General features: G+C 66.0%; 18 protein-coding genes and 1 pseudogene. 10 read left to right on the top strand and 9 right to left on the bottom strand.

Annotated features, from left to right (window positions below):
* Window positions 1-15: 15 nt before the first annotated feature.
* The 4 genes from RFA01S_RS14670 to RFA01S_RS14655 form a co-directional block, all read right to left on the bottom strand.
* Complete coding sequence (locus RFA01S_RS14670; RefSeq protein ID WP_032370750.1) at window positions 16-213, bottom strand: type II toxin-antitoxin system antitoxin; 198 nt, start codon at window positions 211-213, stop codon at window positions 16-18.
* 3 nt (window positions 214-216) lie between these two features.
* Window positions 217-1134, bottom strand: a complete 918-nt coding sequence (locus RFA01S_RS14665; RefSeq protein WP_027496606.1) for an SPFH domain-containing protein — start codon at window positions 1132-1134, stop codon at window positions 217-219.
* A gap of 98 nt (window positions 1135-1232) precedes the next feature.
* Window positions 1233-1706 carry an NUDIX hydrolase gene (locus RFA01S_RS14660; protein WP_032372661.1) on the bottom strand — a complete coding sequence of 158 codons (474 nt, stop codon included), beginning with the start codon at window positions 1704-1706 and terminating at the stop codon, window positions 1233-1235.
* 4 nt (window positions 1707-1710) lie between these two features.
* Window positions 1711-2724, bottom strand: a complete 1014-nt coding sequence (locus RFA01S_RS14655; protein WP_052060637.1) for an ABC transporter substrate-binding protein — start codon at window positions 2722-2724, stop codon at window positions 1711-1713.
* A 373-nt stretch (window positions 2725-3097) separates the two neighbouring features.
* On the opposite strand from RFA01S_RS14655, the gene ctaD reads away from it, so the two are divergent.
* From ctaD to yczE, 4 genes and pseudogenes are all read left to right on the top strand, one after another.
* Complete coding sequence (gene ctaD, locus RFA01S_RS14650) at window positions 3098-4888, top strand: aa3-type cytochrome oxidase subunit I (protein ID WP_027496609.1); 1791 nt, start codon at window positions 3098-3100, stop codon at window positions 4886-4888.
* 149 nt (window positions 4889-5037) lie between these two features.
* Window positions 5038-6264 (top strand): phosphoserine phosphatase SerB, encoded by a 1227-nt coding sequence (serB, locus tag RFA01S_RS14645; protein ID WP_027496610.1) that lies wholly within the window; start codon window positions 5038-5040, stop codon window positions 6262-6264.
* Window positions 6261-7070 (top strand): aminoacyl-tRNA hydrolase, encoded by an 810-nt coding sequence (locus tag RFA01S_RS14640; RefSeq protein WP_027496611.1) that lies wholly within the window; start codon window positions 6261-6263, stop codon window positions 7068-7070. The genes serB and RFA01S_RS14640 overlap by 4 nt, the downstream gene beginning before the upstream one ends.
* 75 nt (window positions 7071-7145) lie before the next feature.
* Window positions 7146-7724: pseudogene (yczE, locus tag RFA01S_RS28635) on the top strand (membrane protein YczE); the annotation flags it as partial.
* Between the two features lie 11 nt (window positions 7725-7735).
* Here the strand turns inward: yczE and glgX are convergent.
* On the bottom strand, window positions 7736-9892 hold the full coding sequence (gene glgX, locus RFA01S_RS14630; RefSeq protein ID WP_052060654.1) for a glycogen debranching protein GlgX: 2157 nt from the start codon (window positions 9890-9892) through the stop codon (window positions 7736-7738).
* A gap of 61 nt (window positions 9893-9953) precedes the next feature.
* On the opposite strand from glgX, the gene RFA01S_RS14625 reads away from it, so the two are divergent.
* From RFA01S_RS14625 to RFA01S_RS14605, 5 genes are read left to right on the top strand one after another with little or no spacing between them, the layout of a single operon-like run.
* Complete coding sequence (locus RFA01S_RS14625; RefSeq protein ID WP_027496614.1) at window positions 9954-10775, top strand: ABC transporter ATP-binding protein; 822 nt, start codon at window positions 9954-9956, stop codon at window positions 10773-10775.
* Between the two features lie 47 nt (window positions 10776-10822).
* Window positions 10823-11638 carry an NUDIX hydrolase gene (locus tag RFA01S_RS14620; protein ID WP_032390078.1) on the top strand — a complete coding sequence of 272 codons (816 nt, stop codon included), beginning with the start codon at window positions 10823-10825 and terminating at the stop codon, window positions 11636-11638.
* Window positions 11639-11662: 24 nt separating this feature from the next.
* On the top strand, window positions 11663-12442 hold the full coding sequence (locus tag RFA01S_RS14615) for an enoyl-CoA hydratase/isomerase family protein (RefSeq protein ID WP_032366354.1): 780 nt from the start codon (window positions 11663-11665) through the stop codon (window positions 12440-12442).
* 56 nt (window positions 12443-12498) lie between these two features.
* Window positions 12499-13557, top strand: coding sequence for a class I SAM-dependent methyltransferase (locus RFA01S_RS14610; protein ID WP_032370757.1), 1059 nt, complete (start codon window positions 12499-12501; stop codon window positions 13555-13557).
* A gap of 54 nt (window positions 13558-13611) precedes the next feature.
* Complete coding sequence (locus RFA01S_RS14605) at window positions 13612-14784, top strand: THUMP-like domain-containing protein (protein WP_032407033.1); 1173 nt, start codon at window positions 13612-13614, stop codon at window positions 14782-14784.
* Here the strand turns inward: RFA01S_RS14605 and RFA01S_RS14600 are convergent.
* Window positions 14772-16253 carry an outer membrane protein assembly factor BamB family protein gene (locus RFA01S_RS14600; RefSeq protein ID WP_255283975.1) on the bottom strand — a complete coding sequence of 494 codons (1482 nt, stop codon included), beginning with the start codon at window positions 16251-16253 and terminating at the stop codon, window positions 14772-14774. The genes RFA01S_RS14605 and RFA01S_RS14600 overlap by 13 nt on opposite strands.
* On the opposite strand from RFA01S_RS14600, the gene RFA01S_RS14595 reads away from it, so the two are divergent.
* On the top strand, window positions 16252-17013 hold the full coding sequence (locus RFA01S_RS14595; RefSeq protein WP_027496620.1) for an acyltransferase: 762 nt from the start codon (window positions 16252-16254) through the stop codon (window positions 17011-17013). The genes RFA01S_RS14600 and RFA01S_RS14595 overlap by 2 nt on opposite strands.
* A gap of 53 nt (window positions 17014-17066) precedes the next feature.
* Here the strand turns inward: RFA01S_RS14595 and RFA01S_RS14590 are convergent, their stop codons facing one another.
* Genes RFA01S_RS14590 through RFA01S_RS14580 form a run of 3 tightly spaced genes read right to left on the bottom strand, consistent with a single transcriptional unit; the run spans window position 17067 to window position 20688 of the window.
* A complete protein-coding gene (locus RFA01S_RS14590) occupies window positions 17067-18314 on the bottom strand; it encodes a glycosyltransferase family 4 protein (RefSeq protein ID WP_032372654.1) in 1248 nt (415 codons plus the stop codon).
* Entirely contained in the window at window positions 18311-19825 is a 1515-nt protein-coding gene (locus RFA01S_RS14585) for a 1,4-alpha-glucan branching protein domain-containing protein (protein WP_052060655.1), read from the bottom strand. The genes RFA01S_RS14590 and RFA01S_RS14585 overlap by 4 nt, the downstream gene beginning before the upstream one ends.
* A 23-nt stretch (window positions 19826-19848) precedes the next feature.
* The gene (locus RFA01S_RS14580; protein WP_032366359.1) at window positions 19849-20688 is read right to left on the bottom strand and encodes a class I SAM-dependent methyltransferase; all 840 of its coding nucleotides are present in this window, start codon (window positions 20686-20688) and stop codon (window positions 19849-19851) included.
* Between the last annotated feature and the right edge of the window lie 67 nt (window positions 20689-20755).

Below are 20755 nucleotides of genomic sequence, written 5' to 3'. Positions count from 1 at the left end.
CTCGCGCCGGGCCGCTCACTCCTTCGGTGGGCGGCCCGGCGCGCGAATGTCTCTGGCCTCCTTCGGCATTCGGCCCTGCTCGCTCAGTGCTCGACGCAGTAGGAACTCGATCTGAGCGTTGGTGCTTCGGAGCTCGTCGGAGGCCCAGCGGGCAAGAGCGTCGTGCACCGCTGGGTCCAGCCGAAGCAGAATTTTCTTACGCTCGACGGCCATGGCTCACTGGTACAGCGATCCGGTGTTGACGACGGGCTGGGTATCACGATCGCTGCACAACACGACGAGCAGATTCGACACCATGGCCGCTTTCCGCTCCTCGTCGAGTTCCACGACGTGTTTCTCCTCGAGCTTCGAGAGTGCCATCTCCACCATTCCCACCGCACCTTCGACGATCTGCTGACGCGCTGCGATGACAGCTCCGGCCTGCTGGCGTCGCAGCATGGCCTGCGCGATCTCCGGAGCATAGGCAAGACGGTTGATGCGGGTCTCGATCACCTCGACGCCGGCCGATCGCACCCGCGCGTGTACTTCCTCCGACATGGCGGCGGTGATCTCGTCGGCGTTCTCGCGCAACGACATTCGTCCTTCGGCGTCGTACGGGTAGCTACCGGCGATATGACGGACGGCCGATTCGGTCTGGACGGCGACGAACTCCTCGTAATCGTCGACCTGGAAGGACGCCAGGGCGGTATCGGCAACCTGCCAGACGACGATGGCAGAGATCTCGATCGGATTGCCGTCGGCGTCGTTGACCTTCGATTGACCGGTCTCGTGGTTGCGAATTCGCGTCGAGATGGCCCTGCGGTACGTCAACGGATTGGTCCAGCGCAGCCCCGGTGTACGCAGCGTCCCGCTGTACGAACTGCCGAGTAGCTGCAGAACGCGAGCTTGATTCGGTTGCACCAGAGTCAATCCCATGAGTGCCGGCAGCGAGAGCACGAACAGGACGACTCCGACGACCGTGAGCCCCACCACGGAGAAGACCAGTCCGAGAGCGAACGCGGCGATTCCGCCGAGAAACAGCGCGAGACCGACGCCGAGCATCGACCAGCCCGGCAGATCCCAGCCGGTGCGCTCGGCGATGGTCGTGGTCGGTGTACCCGTCGGCTTCTCGGCGACGGTAGCGGGTGCGGACATGAGAACCTCCCTCTCGATGTTGATAGTAAAGTGATATCACATTACGAATCGAAACAGGGACGGTTCGGTGGAGCTGTGCACTCGGTGCGGCAGGGGAGTCAGCGTCGAAACCATGCCGACGGGTCGTCGGCGATGGCTTTCTCGATTCGCAATCGCGAAGTGGCCGTGAGGTTTTCGGGTAGGCCATCGAGTTCGAACCAGGCCACGTCGAGGTTCTCGTCGTCGGCGACATGAGGAGTGCCGCCGGTGTGGCGAGCGAGGAACGTGATGTCCAGATATTGCGCGACGTCGCCGTTGGGGTAGGTGATGGGCTCTGTCACGTCGACGCTCGTCAGGCGCACGATCGTGGCGTCCACACCGGTCTCCTCACCGATCTCACGCAGCGCGGCGGGTGCAGGTTCCTCGCCGGGCTCGAGGATTCCGGAGACCACGGCCCAGGTGTTGTTGTCTGCCCGCAGAGTCAGCAGCACGCGCCGATCGTCGTCGAGAACGACAGCACTGACACCGGACAACCAGAGTGGTGACGTGCCGACGACGCTGCGGAGCGCTTGCACGAATTCCGGAATGGGCATCGCGTCAGGACACGTAGGCGTTCAGAGAAGCGGACAGGTCGGCCAGGATGGCGCGCGCCGCGACAACTCCACTGCCGGACCAGACCGTGTCGTTCACCGCGAACACTCGCCCGTCGGTGACCGAGCCGAGAGCGTGCCACGCGTCGCCGTCCATCACCTCACGGCCGAAGGTCTCGCCGTCCGGGCCCGCGAATCGCAGGTAGACGATGTCTCCCTCGACGGGCTCCAGGTTCCCGGACTCGACCGAGAAACCACCGTCACGCTGATTCTGTGGCCGCCCCACGCCGACCTCGGCAAGCACCTGGCCCGCGAACGAGTCCGGACCGTCGACCTCGATGGAGTCGGCATCGAATCGGACGACCGACGCCTGCGTCTGGGTCGCGTCGATCTCGCGTCCGACGCGTTCGGCATCCGCGGAGAACGACGCGAGCTGGTCGAATCCTGCCTGGCCTCGACCCAAGGCGGCTGCGGACTGCAGAAAAGTGTCTTTCCATCCTTGTCCGGTCGCGGTGAACACGGTCGGCGCGATGGCAGTCAGCGAATCGTAGGTATCGGATCCGAGAGAATCGGCCCCCAGGATCAGGTCCGGGTCGAGGGCGGCGATCGCATCGAGGTCGGGGGCACCGACCGGGCCGACCGACGGAACCGACGCCAGGCCGGTACCCAGGTACAGCGGTTGGTCTCCGTCTCCCCGGAAGTCGGGGTCGAGCGTGGCAGCGCCGACGACGCGTTCCCAGATCCCGACCGCGCAGCTGGCGTCGAGGCCCGCAGCGTCGAGGACGACGATGCGCTGTGGATCGGCCGGGATGGCACTGATTCCCTCGGCGTGCCCGACGGGGCGCGTATCGCCCTCGACTCCCGTCGGGTCGAGTGGGGCAAGTGCGGGACACAGTCCGACGGTGTCCCGGTTGTTACCGACCACCCCCGCTCCGGCAATGTTCGTCGTACTGCGAACGATGGTGGATGCGTCGTCCTCGGTCGCGGAGTCGGAGCATCCGGTCAACGCCACGGCTGCCATCAGACAGACAGCGGCCGCCGTGCCCGTGGTGTGTGGCGCGAACCGGCGGGGGAGTCGTGGTCGAAGTGGCAACGCGGAACTTCTTTCTGCGGATCGGGTGGTCTCACACAGTAACGGAAATCGCCTCGCGCAGAGCACTGCCGCGGACCCTTCCCGGCCATCTGTTCGGGAGGTGTTCCAGGGTGTGTCGGAGGGCTCGTAAAGGCCGACGGCGCAGGCAGATCGCCCCCCGAACCATGGTTCGATCGAATCCAATACGACACACGGTAGGACCGGTTCGGCAAGCGTCGGTCCGACGGTCTACGATTCGAGTAGCGCACGACTAGTGACGTCGCCTCGTGATTCGGGGTCGGACGCGCAATCAGGAGGATCTGTGACTGCCCTAGCGCCTAGGCCCGCTCCCGCGGTGGATGCTGCTCGGCCTTTCCCGCCGCGGATGGGACCGAAGGGTTCGTTCATCCACAAGGCGGTGACCACAACCGATCCCAAGGTTCTCGGGATCATGTACATCGCGACGTCGTTCGCCTTCTTCCTCGTCGGTGGACTGATGGCGCTGTTGATGCGCGCCGAGTTGGCCGTGCCGGGGATGCAGTTCCTGTCCAACGAGCAGTACAACCAGCTGTTCACGATGCACGGCACCATCATGTTGCTGCTGTACGCAACGCCGATCGTGTTCGGCTTCGCCAACTACATTCTTCCGCTGCAGATCGGTGCGCCGGACGTGGCGTTCCCGCGTCTCAACGCGTTCTCCTACTGGCTGTACCTGTTCGGTGCGCTGATCACCACGGCCGGCTTCATCACCCCGGGTGGCGCGGCCGACTTCGGATGGACGGCGTACACGCCGCTCACCTCTGCTCTGCACTCGCCCGGTGTCGGTGCCGACCTGTGGATCATGGGCCTCGCCGTCGCCGGTCTGGGAACCATCCTCGGTGGCGTCAACATGATCACCACCGTGATCTGCCTTCGCGCTCCCGGTATGACGATGTTCCGGATGCCCATCTTCACCTGGAACATCCTGGTCACGTCGATTCTGATCCTGCTGGCGTTCCCGCTGCTGACCGCCGCACTGCTCGGCCTTGCCGCCGACCGCCACCTGGGCGCGCATCTCTTCGACCCGGCAACGGGCGGAGTGCTGCTGTGGCAGCACCTGTTCTGGTTCTTCGGGCACCCCGAGGTCTACATCATCGCGTTGCCGTTCTTCGGAATCGTGTCCGAGGTGTTCCCGGTGTTCTCCCGCAAGCCGATCTTCGGTTACTCGGGTCTGATCTACGCGACGATCGCCATCGCTGCACTGTCGATCGCCGTGTGGGCCCACCACATGTACGCCACCGGCGCGGTACTGCTGCCGTTCTTCTCGTTCATGACATTCCTCATCGCTGTTCCGACCGGTGTGAAGATCTTCAACTGGGTCGGCACGATGTGGCGCGGACAGGTCACGCTCGAAACGCCCATGCTGTTCTCGATCGGCTTCCTGATCACGTTCGTGTTCGGCGGACTGACCGGTGTGCTGTTGGCTTCGCCTCCCATCGACTTCCAGGTCACCGACACGTACTTCGTCGTCGCCCACTTCCACTACGTGGTGTTCGGCACCGTGGTGTTCGCGACCTATGCAGGCATCTACTTCTGGTTCCCGAAGATGACGGGCCGGATGATGGACGAGGCTCTGGGCAAGTGGCACTTCTGGCTGACGTTCTTCGGATTCCACGCCACGTTCCTGGTGCAGCACTGGCTCGGTAACGAAGGCATGCCACGTCGCTACGCCGACTACCTGCCGTCCGACGGCTTCACCGAACTGAACATCATCTCGACCATCGGTGCGTTCATCCTCGGTGCCTCGACGCTGCCGTTCGTCTGGAACGTGTTCAAGTCGTACCGATACGGTGAGGTCGTCACCGTCGACGATCCGTGGGGTTACGGAAACTCGTTGGAGTGGGCCACCTCGTGCCCGCCCCCGAGGCACAACTTCACCGAGCTGCCCCGGATTCGTTCCGAGCGTCCGGCGTTCGAGCTGCACTACCCGCACATGGTCGAGCGGATGCGGTCCGAAGCGCACGTCGGTCCTGGTGCTCATGGTGGCAAGACCACCGCGGTACTCGAACAGGCCCGCCGGGCTCCGATCGCGACCAGCGATCACGAAGGTTCGGGCGACCCGGATCCCCGGTAGTCCACAGCACAGCGAGAGCCCCTCCCGGCTACCGGGCGGGGCTCTTCGCTTGCGACAATCTTCCCTGCGCGTCCGGCCCGTTCGGCGGCAGTCGCGGGACACGAGCAGGGCACACCAGTAATGGGGGGACAGTGCGAAAGGGAGATTCGGTGAGATCGAGCGACACTGCGGTGTTGGTAACGGTGACGGGACCCGACAAACCAGGTGTCACATCGGTGCTGTTCGCGGCCCTGTCGCGGCACGACGTCAGCCTGCTCGACGTGGAGCAGGTGGTCATCCGCAACAGGCTGACCCTCGGTGTGTTGCTGACCTGTCCACGCGATCCCGAGGCGCTCCAGGAAGAACTCGAAGACGCGATGGCCACCGTGGGCGTCCATGTCGATGTCGAGATCGACGCGGCACAGAACGGTGGACGCACACTGGCCACGCATGTCGTCGTCGTGCTCGGCCGTCCGGTCACCGCGCGAGCATTCAGCACCATCTCGAGAGAATTGGCCCGGCAGGGGACCAACATCGATTCCATCCGTGGGATCGCGGACTACCCGGTGACGGGCCTCGAACTTCAGGTCACCGCCACCGACACCTCGCCTGAGGCAGACCTCCAGCTACGCACCGGCCTCGCCGCGATCGCAGCGGGAATCGGCGTCGACATCGCAGTGGAGCGAGCCGGCATCGCACGGAGGTCGAAACGACTCATCGTGTTCGACGTGGACTCGACGTTGGTCCAGGGCGAGGTCATCGAGATGCTTGCCGCCCGGGCCGGGCGCGAAGACGAGGTACGTGCCGTCACCGAGGCGGCGATGCGCGGGGAGATCGACTTCGCCGAGTCGTTGGAACAGCGTGTCGCAGCGCTGGCCGGCCTGGACGCATCCGTCATCGACGACGTCGCCGACAGCTTGGAGCTGACGGCGGGGGCTCGAACGACCATCCGGACGCTTCGGCGTCTCGGTTTCGCCTGCGGTGTCGTATCGGGTGGATTCCGCCAGGTGATCGAGGGTTTGGCTCACGAACTCGAACTCGACTACGTCAAGGCCAACACACTCGAGATCGTCGACGGGAAGTTGACCGGCCGCGTCATCGGCGACGTCGTCGACCGTGCTGCGAAGGCGACCGCACTGCGGGAGTTCGCCGCCCAAGCCGGAGTGCCGATGGAGCAGACGGTCGCGGTCGGCGACGGTGCCAACGACATCGACATGCTCACCGCGGCCGGGCTCGGCGTTGCGTTCAACGCCAAGCCCGCGCTACGCGAGATCGCCGACACTGCGATCTCGCACCCGTACTTGGACGCCGTCCTGTTCATTCTCGGGGTCACCCGAAACGAGATCGAAGCCGCGGATGCCGTCGACGGGGGAGTCCGCCGCGTCCCGATCCCATGACCGACGCCCCCGCCGTCGGCGACTCCGTCGATCGGGACCGTGCCGGGTCGACGTCCGATACGGCTGAACCCGAGCAGTTCTCGGACGCCAACACCTTCGCCTCGCGTCACGCCGAGTTGGCCCGCGGCTACGGCGGTGCCGAGGATCCCGAGGACCCGTCTGAGGTTCTGGCCATGCCCATGGTGCTGCACATACCCAAGGCCGACCCGCCGGTGCGCAACGACCTACTCGAAGCCGCCGCCCGAGCCGTCGTGGCGCTGTGCCTCGACCCACGGGTCGGTGTCGACGCCTCGTGGCACGAGCCTTTCGTTGCGTGGACCTCGGCGCGGATCAGGAAGGTGGCCCGCCGTGCCCGCGGCGCGCAATGGACTGCAGCGCAGGAAGTTCCGGGTGTCACGGTCGAGGTCGGGAACGCTTCGGCCCGTGCTTTCGTGCCGGGCCGCGTCGGCGATCTGGATCCGCGCATCAAGCGTCTTCAGATCGGCGGCACCGACGTACCGGCCGAAGAAGAGTCACCGCCGAGCGCCGGGCCGGTGCTGTGGATCGACGCGTCCCTGTCGATGACGGTGGGCAAGGCCGCGGCGCAGGTGGGTCATGCGTCGATGTTGCTGGCCGGTGCGATGAGCCTCGACGACTGTCGAGCCTGGGCCGATTCCGGTTTCGCCTGTTCGGTTCGATCGGCGGATCCGGAGCAGTGGACGCACGCGCTGGACGAGGTCCGCGCGGGTCGCGCCGTCGCAGTCCGAGATGCTGGTTTCACCGAAGTGGCTCCCGGTTCGACGACCGTGATCGCTGTCCGGATGTAACGCAGCATCGGCCGGGGGTCCACTGTCGCGCAACTGGCTATCGAACGAGGTATCCAGTGACCGGACACTGACACCATGCCTTTCTCACCGCTACGCGTCGCCGGCCGTCGTCTCCCGTCTCGCCTGACGGCGCTCTACGTCGGCCTGTGGCTGTACGGCGCGTCCATGTCGCTGATGATCGCCGGTGGGCTCGGCGTCAACCCCTGGGATGTGTTCCACCAAGGTCTGTCGCGGCACCTGTCACTCAGCTTCGGAACCATCACTGCCATCACCGGCGTGGCGGTGCTCCTGATGTGGATACCGCTGCGGCAGCGTCCGGGTTTGGGGACCGTGAGCAACGTGATCGTCATCGCTGTCGCCGTGGATACGACGTCGGCGATCCTGCCCCATCTGGACGGGCCGATCGTTCGGACACTGGCAATGGTGTCGGGCATCGTCGTCAATGCCTTCGCCACGGCGCTCTACATCGGTGCGGGAATGGGCCCGGGCCCCCGAGACGGTTTGATGACCGGGTTGGTGGCGCGCACCGGATGGTCGATTCGCCTCACTCGCACGGGAATCGAACTGACAGTGGTACTCACCGGCTGGCTGCTCGGCGGAACTCTCGGTGTGGGTACGGTGCTCTACGCGCTCGGGGTAGGACCGCTCGTGCAGCTGTTCATGACTCACCTACCGGCGCTGCGGAACACGAGAACGGTGGAGCCGGTCACCGAAATCTTCGAACCTGCCTCCAGTGCAGTGGTATCGGGTGGGACGCCGTCCACGCGAGAGGAATCGAGGACGGGCACGAATCGAGACGACGACCAACTGGGGCAGGCCAGCGTGATCTCCGCGGGACCGCCGGAATGCAAGATCAGCAACGAACTCGCGTCGTCCACCTGCCCGCCGTCGGAGGCGTAGGAACGCACGTCGGACCCGTCGACCCAGGCGGAGATCGTGCGCACCGAATCGTCGTTCCATCTGTCGTGATCGAATTCGATTCCGGCGGAATCGAACCAGACGAGGTCCGGTCGACCGGTCGGCGTCGCCCGGCCGGTGAAGAACTCCTGCTGACGCAGTGTCGGGGCGCTCGCACGTACGCGCAGCAGGCGCGCCACGAATCGAATCATGTTCTGATCCGCGCTGTCCCAGTCGACTGCCCAGGCGTCGGATGCCGGTGCATCGTGAGATACGCAGTACGCGTTGTTGTTTCCGCCCTGGCTGTGGCCGAGTTCGTCACCTGCGAGCAGCATCGGTGTTCCGGTCGACAGCGTCAGGGTGGCAAGCAGAGCACGGACGTGTCGCCCACGGTCGTCGAGGACGGAGGGATCGTCGGTCGGACCCTCGACGCCGTAGTTGACCGAGGAGTTGTTGTCGGTGCCGTCTCTGTTCTCTTCGCCGTTGGCTTCGTTGTGCTTTCGTTCGTACGAGACCAGATCGTGTGCGGTGAATCCGTCGTGTGCGGTGACGAAATTGATCGACGCCCACGGCAGTCGACCGCTGCCGGCATAGAGGTCCTCGGAACCGGCCAGGCGGGAAGCCAATTCGCGCACTCCGTGATGGCCGGCCCAGAATCCTCGCACGGTATCTCGGTAGCGGTCGTTCCACTCGGACCACATGACCCCGAAGTTGCCCACCTGATATCCGGCACCGGTCGCATCCCAGGGTTCGGCGATCAACTTGACGCCCGACAGCACCGGATCGGTACCGATCGCCGTCAACAGCGGTGCACGAGAATCGAATCGCCAACCGCCCGGTCGGCCGAGCGTACTGGCCAGGTCGAATCGGAATCCGTCCACGCCCATGTCCTGCACCCAGTACCGCAGGCTGTCGCACACCATGCGGACCACGGCGGGAGACGCCGAATCGAGTGTGTTGCCGCAACCGGTCAGGTCGACGTCGGATCCGCGACCGTCGAGCAGGTAGTACCCCGGCGCGTCGAGACCCCGCCAACTGATCGACGGCCCGTCGACCGCGGATTCGCACGTGTGGTTGTAGACCACGTCGAGGATCACTTCGATCCCTGCGCTGTGCAACGCGTCGACCATCGTCCGGAACTCGTCCACTTCGTTGCCTCGTACGGCGGCGAAACGCGGATCGGGAGCGAAATACGCGCCCGTGGAGTAGCCCCAATGGTTTCGCATCCCTCGAGCGCGTACCCCGGGTTCGGTGAACGTGGTGTGGACCGGCAGCAATTCGACCGACGTGATGCCCGTTCGAGCCAGGTGTTCGAGTACGGCCGGTTGCGCGAGCCCGAGGTAGGTGCCACGGAGGTGTTCGGGTACGCCGTTGTGGCGCGCGGTGAACGACCCGACGTGCAATTCGTAGAGCACGGTTCTGTCCCAGGGAACGGCAGGCCTCAGCGGCCGGTCGCCGTTGTCCGACGGTCCGCGGACGACGCCGAGCGGGAGGTGGCCGAGGGAATCGCGACTGCTGGGGGCTCCGAACGGGTCGTCCTCGTAGGCCAACAGGGCCGCGGGATCCCCGAAGTCACCGGACACCTGGCGGGCGGACGGGTCGAGCAGGATCTTGGCCCCGTTGAATCGTCGGCCCGAGTGGGGATCCCAGGTGCCGTGCGCGCGAAAGCCGTACCGCACGCCTGGCCCGACGTGAGGGACGAAGGCATGTCTGATGCCGAATGTCCGGTTGGTCAACTCCACGCGCCGCTCGCCGCCGTCCGGGTCGATCAGACATACCTCGACGCCATCCGCACCGGGAGCGTGGACTGCGAATTGCGTACCAGTGGGATGCGCAGTGGCACCCAGGGGGAACGGCTGCCCGGGCGGGTTCACGCGAGTGACCCCGTCGACGGGACGGCGGGAGGTGCGAGGTACATCGTCAATGGGCGACACGCGTGCACATCCTGCCGTGTCTGCGCGGGGAGTGTGCGGGAGGATAGGAGCCGTGTCTGAACCGGATCCCGACCTGCTCGTAGATTTCACCGATGTCGTAGTTCGCCGAGGTGGCGTGACGTTGGTGGGTCCCGTCACCTGGAAGGTGGAACTGGACGAACGGTGGGTCGTACTCGGGCCCAACGGTGCAGGTAAGACGTCGCTGCTCCGTATCGCTGCCGCCGAGATCCATCCCACGTCCGGTGTCGCTCACGTCCTCGGTGAGGTGATGGGCAGAACCGATGTCTCGGAACTGCGTCCTCGAATCGGCTTGTCGTCGTCCTCGTTGGCGCACCGAATCCCTGCCGACGAACTCGTCTCCGATCTGGTCGTATCCGCCGGATATTCCGTGCTGGGGCGCTGGCGGGAGAAGTACGACGCGATCGACACCGAACGGGCCGTCGAGATGCTCGAGAGCCTCGGGGCCGAACATCTGGCGACCCGGACCTACGGCACCCTGTCGGAGGGTGAGCGCAAGCGTGTACTGATCGCCCGTGCCCTGATGACCGACCCCGAACTGCTGTTGCTGGACGAGCCCGCTGCCGGCCTCGATCTCGGCGGCCGCGAGGAACTGGTAGCCCGGTTGGCCGATCTGGCCGCCGACCCCGACGCTCCCGCGACCGTGCTGATCACCCACCACGTGGAAGAAATCCCGCCCGGCTTCAGCCACGCACTACTCCTCAAGGAGGGCGGTGTGGTTGCGCAAGGCCTGGTCGACGACGTCATCACGGCGGAGAACCTGACCGAGGCATTCAGCCAGTCGATCACCCTCGATCGCGTCGACGGTCGCTACTTCGCGCGGCGCACGCGCGCTGCCGGGGCGCACCGCCGCTAGAGCGGACCCCGTGCTCGGGCGCACCGGCTCAGCGGTACGTTGCGGAGATGAGCTCGAGCACCGCCGCCGATCCCGTTCCAGCACGTGATGCGTCGACCGTCATCCTGATCCGTGACGGCCGATCACAACCCGGCATCGAGGTGTTCCTTCTCGAACGCGTCGGCGGGATGGCGTTCGCGGGCGGCATGACGGTATTTCCCGGTGGCGGTGTGGATCCGTCGGATGCGGCCGCGGACATCGAGTGGGCAGGTCCGCCGCCGTCGTGGTGGGCCGACCGGTTCGGTACCGACGAGGGGAAGGCGCAGGCGCTGGTGTGCGCAGCGGCACGCGAGACGTTCGAGGAGTGTGGCGTGTTGTTGGCCGGTCCGACGGCGGATTCGGTGGTCGCCGACACCGCCCCGTTCTCTGCGGAACGCGGTCGACTGGAACGCCGGGAGCTGTCGTTCGCCCAGTTTCTCGCCGACCACGATCTGGTTCTGCGAGCAGATCTGCTGCGGCCGTGGTCGCACTGGATCACCCCGATCGGTGAAGCCCGACGGTACGACACGAGGTTCTTCGTTGCCGTGCTCCCCGAGGGGCAGAATGCCGACGGGGAGACCAGCGAGGCGGCGTCGGTGAGCTGGCGTTCGGCCGAGGACGCGTTGACGGACTGGCGTTCGGGGACCACCGTCCTGCTGCCACCGACGTGGAGCCAGCTCGATGCGCTCGGCCGATTCGACACGGTGGCCGACGTTCTCGATCACGAGCAGACGATCGCGACGGTCCTGCCCGTCCTGACCCGGGAGAACGGCACCGTCCGAGTGGAGTTCGACGGCGAGGACGCGTACTACGCGGGCACGGTCCATCCCTGGTCGGATCGCTGAACTCGGGCGCGGTAGCCTTCGGCCATGGCTGAGTTCGTGACTCTCGAAGTATCCGACGGTATCGGCACCATTCGCTTGGATCGCCCACCGATGAACGCGCTCAATCGTCAGGTGCAGGAGGAGATCCGGGCTGCGGCACGCGAAGCCACCGTGAACTCCGACGTCAGAGCGGTCATCGTCTACGGCGGCGAAAAGGTGTTCGCGGCCGGTGCCGACATCAAGGAAATGGCGGCAATGTCCGTCGTCGAGATGACCGATATCGCGGCGGAACTGCAGTCCGCCCTCGGCTCGCTCAGCACGATTCCCAAACCGGTCGTGGCCGCAGTGACCGGATACGCACTGGGCGGTGGACTCGAGGTCGCGCTCGGCGCAGACCGACGCATCGCCGGAGACAATGCCAAGCTCGGCGTTCCCGAGGTGCTGCTCGGAGTCATTCCCGGGGGCGGCGGCACGCAGCGCCTGGCCCGTCTGATCGGGCCCAGTCGCGCCAAGGACATGGTCTTCACCGGCCGTTTCGTCGGAGCCGAGGAGGCCCTGCGCATCGGTTTGGTGGACGAGGTGGTTGCGCCGGACGAGGTGTACAACGCGGCACGCGCATGGGCGGGGCAGTTCACGACCGGAGCGTCACGCGCTCTGGCTGCGGCCAAGGCGTCCATAGATCAGGGGTTGGACGTCGACCTGACCAACGGACTGCGCGTCGAGGCACAGCAGTTCGCGGCCCTGTTCGCCACCGAGGACCGCACCGTCGGGATGGAATCCTTCATCGCGAACGGACCGGGTAAGGCCGCTTTCACCGGGCGTTGAGCATCGAGGTCGGTGGACGAACTTGTTCCATGGCTACCGGATAGTAGGCTCGCCTCATGACTGCAAGCCCCCACGACGGTGCGAATCGACCGACTGCTTCTGTGACGCCTCTCGTCTCGGCCGAGGCGCGAGACCGCGAGGTCGATCCGGCACCGAATCCGCACGCCACGGCCGAGCAGGTCGAGGCAGCGCGGTCGGACACCAAACTGGCGCAGGTGCTCTACCACGACTGGGAAGCCGAGACCTACGACGACAAGTGGTCGATCTCCTACGACGAGCGCTGCATCGATTACGCCCGAGGCAGGTTCGATCAGGCGGTGTCCGGTGACGCATCGGCCCGAGCGGCTCTGCCGTACGGTCGTGCGCTCGAATTGGGTTGTGGCACAGGTTTCTTCTTGCTCAACCTGATGCAGGCCGGGATTGCCGACAAGGGCTCGGTCACCGACCTCTCACCCGGAATGGTCAAGGTCGCGCTGCGCAACGCCGAGCACCTCGGACTCGATGTGGACGGCCGGGTGGCCGACGCAGAAACGATTCCGTACGACGACGACACCTTCGATCTGGTGGTCGGTCACGCCGTGCTTCACCACATCCCGGACGTCGAGCAGTCTCTTCGAGAAGTTCTGCGCGTTCTCAAGCCGGGTGGACGCTTCGTCTTCGCAGGCGAGCCGACCACGGTGGGCAACTTCTACGCTCGCTGGCTGGGCCGTATCACCTGGGAAGCGACCACTCGTGCCACCAAGCTGCCGTTCCTGGCGGACTGGCGCAAACCACAGGAAGAACTCGACGAGTCCTCGCGAGCTGCAGCACTCGAGGCCGTCGTGGACCTGCACACGTTCGATCCGACCGACCTCGAGAACATCGCGTTGTCGGCAGGTGCCGAGGCCGTTCAGGCGAACACCGAAGAATTCGCTGCCGCTCTGCTCGGGTGGCCGGTGCGCACGTTCGAGGCTGCCGTTCCGGCAGGCAAGCTCGGCTGGAACTGGGCCAAGTTCGCGTTCAACGGGTGGAAGACACTGAGCTGGGTCGACGAGAAGGTCTTGCAGCACGTGGTACCGCGAGGCATGTTCTACAACGTGATGATCACCGGAACCAAGCCCGCGCCCCGCGCTTGATTCGTTCCACCACCGTCGGCCGTACGGCCGACGCTGCATCGATCGGTCCCAACCGTGGGCTATGACTTCACCGGCACCGACCTCGACTTCCTGCGAAGCGAGGCCGGTGCCGAGGCACTCGGTGCAGTCGACCGACTCGAGCTCGACGCGCGAACTTCTCTGCGCGATATCGCCTCGGTACGCGCCCGCTACCCCGAGCACGTTGCGGCCCTCGTCGAGACGGTGACGGTGCGGCGGAAAGCACGGGCGAAGCTGCTGGGGTCCGACGGCTGGCTCGTCACCGACGACGCGGTGCAGCAGGCGACGCCGACGACCGTCGCTCGCAGGCGCGCGGACCGCCTGGCCGGACGGCGGGTGCACGATGTCACCTGTTCCATCGGCAGCGAGCTGGCGGCGTTGGTCGACACGACCGAACTTGCGGTGGGAAGTGACCTGGACCCGATTCGGGTGCGCATGGCTGCCCACAACGTGCCCTCCGCGACGGTGCTGCGCGCCGACGCACTGACCCCGACGACACGGGGCACCGTGATCGTGGCCGATCCCGGACGACGCGTCGGTGGTCGTCGACGGCACGATCCCGCGGCGCTCGAGCCTCCGTTGCCGGATCTCCTCGACGCGTATCGGGGGCGAGATCTGGTCGTCAAATGCGCTCCCGGGCTGGATTTCGATGCAATCGATTGGCCCGGTGAGATCGAGGTGGTCTCCCTCGACGGGGGAGTACGCGAGGCGTGCCTGTGGTCGGAAGGTCTCGGCGACAGCGGAATTCGGCGTCGTGCCGCGGTCCTGCGATCCAACGGAAGTGCGCTCGAGATCACCGACGCCGAGTCGGACGAGATTCCCGTTCGGCCGCCCGGTGAATACATCGTGGATCCGGACGGTGCGGTCGTGCGGGCCGGACTGGTGCGGCACTACGGTGCCAAATTCGGCCTCTGGCAATTGGATCCGAGGATCGCGTACCTGACGGGCGACGCCGTACCGGTCGGCGTGCGTGGTTTCAGAATCCTCGAGCAGTCGAAGTTCTCGGAGAAAGTGCTTCGGCAGCAACTGAATCGACTGGGGTGTGGCGCGGTGGAGATCCTGGTGCGCGGAGTCGACGTGGATCCCGCGTTGCTCAGGCCCAAACTCAAGCTGCGGGGCCGGGTCTCGCTGTCGGTCGTCATCACTCGCATCGAGCGCTCGGCCGTGGCGTTCGTCTGCGAGCCGGGCGCGGTCCGTCAGCCGGTGTAGGTGAAGATCTCGCCCAGGTAGCTCGCCGTGACGACCTGCCCGTCGGGACCGACGGACGTGCCCACGGTGGTGCCGACGACATCGGGTAGGGGCTGCGAATCGATGCTGTCGCCCGTCGCCGCGTCGAACGTGAGCAGAGCCAGTCCGTCGCCGTCGCGAACGACGGTGTGGCCGCGCCCGTCCGCGGATTGTGCTGCTGCCCCGGCCTGTTCGACGTCGTCGCGAACCCACACGCGCTCGGCCGAGTCGCCGTTGTCTCGAAGTCCCATCAGGGTGCCGTCGCCGCCGGCCGGGACGATGGTGCCGTCCGAGGCGATCGATGGACTGCCTCCGATTCCGAGTCCCGTGCCCTCGGTCCACTTCTGTTTCCCGTCCGAGGTGTCGAATGCGGTCAGTCGCCCGTCGACGTCGGCGATGTAGACCGTCGATCCGTCCTCGGAGAGCACCGGGCTCGATGCGACGCCGGCAGGGAGGAGGCCCGAGGACCACCGTTCGACGAGTCCAGGTGCGCCGTCGCGGGAGTACTGCAGTGAGACCAGTTGCGGCGCAATCGAACCCGGTCGCCACAGGGTCAGGTAGATGGCGTCGCTGTCGCGGTCCACCGCGGGCGCGGCAGGCACAGCGCATTCGGATTCACCCGAACTGCACTGGGCGAGTCCGGTGTCCATCGGCTCGAAGTCCGCATCGGGGTCGGTCAAGAAGTCCGGGGCCGGAACGAGATCGAGAATGGGTACTCGCAGTTGGCCGTTCTGGGAATCGAGGACACTGACCTGACCCATCTGGGTGATCGACAGCACGCTGCCGTCGCCCAAGAACTGGGCGGATTTCGGAACACCGTATACCGGTGTACGCCAACGTAATTGCCCGTGATCGTTGTACGAGTTCAGCCCGCCTTCGTCGCCGATGTAGACGTTGATCGCAGAATCGACGGTGGGGGTGGCGGTCACCACGGAAGGGCCGATCCGGTTGCACCAGCGTTTGCGGGCGGACTCGATCTCGAACGAGAACAGATTGCAACCCGATTCGGTTGCGGCAGTGACGAACATCTGACCGTTCGAGCCGATCGATACCGGTGACGTCACGGTGCCGCCGGTGGGGCGAGTCCAGTCCAGCGTCAGTGGAGCACCGACCGATACGTCCGTCGAGCCACTGTTGCGGAGGTTCGCGTGCGCCGCGGGCCAGGAGTCGGGCGAGAGCGGTGCGATGGCAGCAGGTTCCGTGCTGCACCCGGCAAGGGTCAACAGGACCGTCGCAGCCACTGCAGTCAGACCCTTGCCTGCTCCGGACGTCGAACCTGCACCGAACCCGACACGCATTCGAGCACTCCCCATGATGTCCGTTGTGCCCTTTCGATCGGCGGTCGCTCGGCCTGCTGCGCCGATGCCCGGGCATCGGTCGAGAGACAACACTAGCCCGCTGACGGGTGCCGGCAGAGAGCGGGCGAGCGAGAAACTAGGGTGAACGTCCATGACGAGTATGTGGAACGCGCCGCTGCGAACACGCTGGCGCGGGTCGAGACGACGCGACAGCGAGCAGGCGCGGTTTCTCACGCGGGCGTCCCTCGACTGGGTGCTCGCCAACAAGGCCTACACGCCCTGGTACCTGGTTCGGTACTACCGTCTGGCCAAGTTCAAGCTCGCGAACCCGCACGTGATCCTGCGGGGCATGGTCTTCCTCGGCAAGAACGTCGAGATTCACTCCACCCCTGAACTGTCTCGCCTCGAGATCGGTCGGTGGGTCCACATCGGCGACGGTAATGCCATCCGGTGCCACGAGGGTTCGCTCCGCATCGGAGACAAAGTGGTATTCGGCAAGGACAACGTCGTCAACACCTACCTCGACATCGAGATCGGCGCGTCGACGCTCGTCGCCGACTGGTGCTACATCTGCGATTTCGACCACCGGATGGACGACGTGAACATGCCCATCAAGGACCAGGGAATCGTCAAGGGCCCGGTACGAATCGGACCCGACACCTGGATCGCCGCCAAGGTGACGATCCTGCGGGAGACCAGAATCGGGCGAGGCTGCGTCCTTGGTGCCCATGCCGTCGTCAAGGGTGAGATTCCGGACTACAGCATCGCCGTCGGTGCCCCGGCCAAAGTCGTCCGCAATCGCAAGACGGCCTGGGAAGCCGGCGCAGCCGAGCGAGCTAAGTACATCGCGGCACTCGAAGACATCGCGCGCAAGAAAGCTCTCGGTCAGGCCGAGGCGGCGCGGGAGAGCTGAGACCCATGTGAGTGGAACCTCGTAGTGGACTACGAGGTTCCACTCACATGGGGTCAGCTGCGATCGGGCAGGGCGCGTTCGACGATGTGCGGGCGACCCAGCGGATGGCGAACCTTGCGCTTGGCTTCGAGGTACACCCGAGCCGTCGACTCCGCGACGTGCTTCCAGTCGAAGTCGACGGTGAGACGTTCCCGAGCGGCGACGGCTCTTTCCTGCGCCGCATCGGCGTTGTCCAACACCCGCCGCACCGCCGCCGTCAGCGCGGCCACATCACCCGGCGGAAAGGACAGCCCGGTGACGCCGTCGACGATCGCCTCACCGAGTCCGCCGGCCGTCGATGCCACCAACGGAATCCCTGCTGCCGCGGCCTCGAGGGCGATGATGCCGAAGGGTTCGTACCGGCTGGGAAGGACGATGGCGTCGGCGCCGTGCAGCCATCCGAGCAGATCGGAGTGGTTCAGGTTGCCGAGGAACGACACCGACCTGGCGACGCGGTGGGTGCGTGCCAGACCTGCCAGCCACCCGAACTGAGTGCCTTCGCCGGCGATGTGCAGCGTGGTGCCGGGGTGACTTCGTCTGACGCGTGGCAGAGCGGCTATGGCGTCCTGGATGCCCTTCTCGTATTCCAGACGACCGACGAACAGCAATTTCGCGGGCTCGGAGCGGGGCTGTCGGCGTCGGAAACTCCACGCGGATCCGTCGATGCCGTTGTGAATGACCGAGACCGTCGACTCGGCGACGTCGAACAGGGCTGTGACCTCGTCCTTCATCGACGCCGAGCACGCGATGATCGCGTCGGAATCGTTCGCGAGCCACCATTCGATCGAATGGACCTGGCGGTTGACGGTGCCCGAGATCCAGCCGCTGTGGCGTCCGGCCTCGGTGGCATGGATGGTCGAGACCAGCGGCACGTCGTAGAACTCCGCCAGAGCGATGGCCGGGTGCGCGACCAGCCAGTCGTGGGCGTGGACGACATCGGGCTGCCAGCCGTCGCCGAGGCCGGGTTTACCGAGGGCGACCCCTGCCCGCACCATGGCGTGCCCCATCGCCAGAGTCCACGCGAGCATGTCCTCTCCGAACACGAAGTGCGCCGGATCCTCGGCGACGGCGACCACCAGTACGCCGTCCTCGATGTGGTGGGAGGTGGGATGGGTGGACGCGTCGGTGCCGGTGGGTCGGCGAGAGAGAACGACGACCTCGTGCCCGCAGCGCACCAGCTCGGTCGCCAGGTGATGAACGTGGCGACCCAGCCCGCCGACCACGACGGGTGGGTACTCCCACGACACCATCAGAACTCTCATCTACGCCCCCCTGGGCCTTCTCGGCGTGCACCGGGCAGTCTGCGTGCGTCCAGCGCCGCGAACAGTCCGTCTGCGTGATTCCATTGCCGTGCCAATTCTTCGGCTCGGGCCGGGTGCTGCTGCGCGGCAGCGATTTCACGTAGCGCATGTGCGTGGACGTGAGCTCGCTCTCGGGCGTATCCGGCCGCGGAGTCCTTGCTGACCATGAACGCCCAGTCGCTGGCCACGGCCATGAGTGTCTCACGCAGAATCTGATCGTCGACTCGATTGCGCAGTTCGGGGCCACCCGCCCGGCTTCGGACGGCACTGGAGGCGTCGACGGCATCGAGCGCGGTCCGGGACACCTCGGCGTTGAGCTTCACCAGGTCGGCGACGTCGTCGCCCGCCCACACGCGCCAGTCCTTGCCCGATCCCCAGGAAGAATCCTGCAGTTCGAGTGGGGCTCCGACGTATCCCCGTTCCCGGGCATCGTTCAGCGTTCCGACGGTGACTCCCGCGGCGGGCAGTGCGCGCATCAACTTCTCGAGCCACTGTGGCCCCTCGTGCCACCAGTGTCCGAACAGTTCGGTGTCGAACGCGGCCACCACCACGGCATCGCGGCCGATCCGCTCGGATTCGGAGATCAAGCGCCGACGCACCACGTCGACGAAGTCGGCGACGTGACGGTCCACTGCTGCCGCGGCACGCTCGGGTTCGTAGGGAGCCTTGTCGTTCGAGTCGACGGTGCGGCCGGTGACCCGGGCCGGTTTGAGTCCGGTCGCGTGGTCGTAGGTGTGGAAATCCCGGTAGGCACCGTGGCCTGGGTAGCCGGACTTCGGTGACCAGACGCGGTAGCTGACCGGGAGATCGCGCCCGAACGCGACGACGTCCGAATCCCACACGGGCCGGCCGAGGGAGGTGTCGCCCCGCATGGCGGGGCCGTCGACCATGAAGTGCGAGACACCTGCGGCCGCGTATTCGGTTTCCATGCCGGGGGTGAATCCGCATTCCGGTGCCCAGATACCGCGGGGCGTGGTGCCCCATCGGGCGGCGGCGTCGCGTAGGCCCTCGCTCAGGGAGAACCGCCGCAGTCTTTCGTCGAGCAACGGTTGGAACGGGTGCGCGAGCGGCCCACCCAGCAGTTCGACGATGCCCGTGTCGATCAGCGGACGAAGTACTGCCGAGCCGCCGTGTCGCCATCGCGTCTCGAAGCGGTCCAGAGCCGCGGCGGATGCCCGGTGTTCACGTATCGAGAGCGCGGGGTCGGTTGCCTCGTGCGCGCGTAGCTGCCAGTTTCCGAGCCAATGGTGCATGCCGGCCAGGCAATGCGGATCGTCGAGCTGGGCCGCGAGTACCGGGGTGACGCCGAGCGAGAGGACGTCGGTGTAACCGTCGTCGGCCAGCCGTTCCAGTGCCGCGGTCAGCGGGAGGTAGCAGTCGGCCCAGGACTGGTACAGCCATTCCTCGCCGACGGGCCACCTGCCGTGATTGGCCAACCAGGGCAGGTGGGAGTGCAGGACGAGGGAGAACATGCCCGGCACGGTGGCACCGGATGTCACCCGATCACCGCAGCCGAGCTCTTTCGGGCGACGGCGACCAGGTCGAGGCTGTCGTCGATTCGATCGGCCGCGATGTCGAAGTCGGCGATGGTGATCGCGGCGACGTCCTCGGCGAGTTCGGCAGGCCAGGGTTCACCGGCGAGTGCTCGTTCGATCTGCGCGTCGATGAAGGATCCGCCGTGTTTGGCGTCGAGGGCGGCCAGCGTGCTGCCGTGCCGGACTCCGGTGAGCTCGGTGACCTCGAGGCGGGCGGCGACGAGCAACTCGGTCAGTTCTGCCGCGTCGAGTTCGCGGGTGTGGAAGGGGTTGAGGGGAGTGTCGCGTCCGGGCGAGAAGGTGATGCGGTTCGGTGTGCTGATCAGCAGCGTGCCGCCGGGCTCGAGGACGCGGTGCACTTCGGCCAGGAACGCTCCTTGATCCCAGAGGTGTTCGATGACCTGGAAGTTGACGACGACACCGACCGAGGAATCCGCGAACGGAAGGCGGTCGAGATTGCCGCGCACCATCGTCACCGCGGGGTAGCGCGCGTGGACGTGCGTCGCGGCCGAGACGTCGTAGTCGAGGCCGACGACGCAGGCCGCAACCTCGGCAATCATGTTGGCTCCGTAGCCTTCTCCCGATCCGGCTTCGAGCACCGTGCGGTCGCGGCACCGCTCTGCGAGGGCGCGGTAGACCACCTCGTGACGGCGGAACCAGTAGTTCTCCTCGGCGATGCCGGGCACAGTTCGCTCGCCGGTGAGGGGGAGTGGTTCCGGTGCCGGTGTCCGAGCCGATGAATCGTTCACCGACGGAAGGTTAGTGCCTCCGGCGATGAGGTAAGCCAACGTGGTCTCCATAACAGTCGGGGTGCGGATGTATGGTCGATCGGGCAGGGAGGTAAGTTACCCACCAGTAACTACGGTG

The organism is Rhodococcoides fascians NBRC 12155 = LMG 3623, from assembly GCF_001894785.1.
GTDB lineage: Bacteria > Actinomycetota > Actinomycetes > Mycobacteriales > Mycobacteriaceae > Rhodococcoides > Rhodococcoides fascians.
Note: the sequence above shows the minus strand (reverse complement) of the source record. Positions and strands in the feature narration are given on the sequence as shown.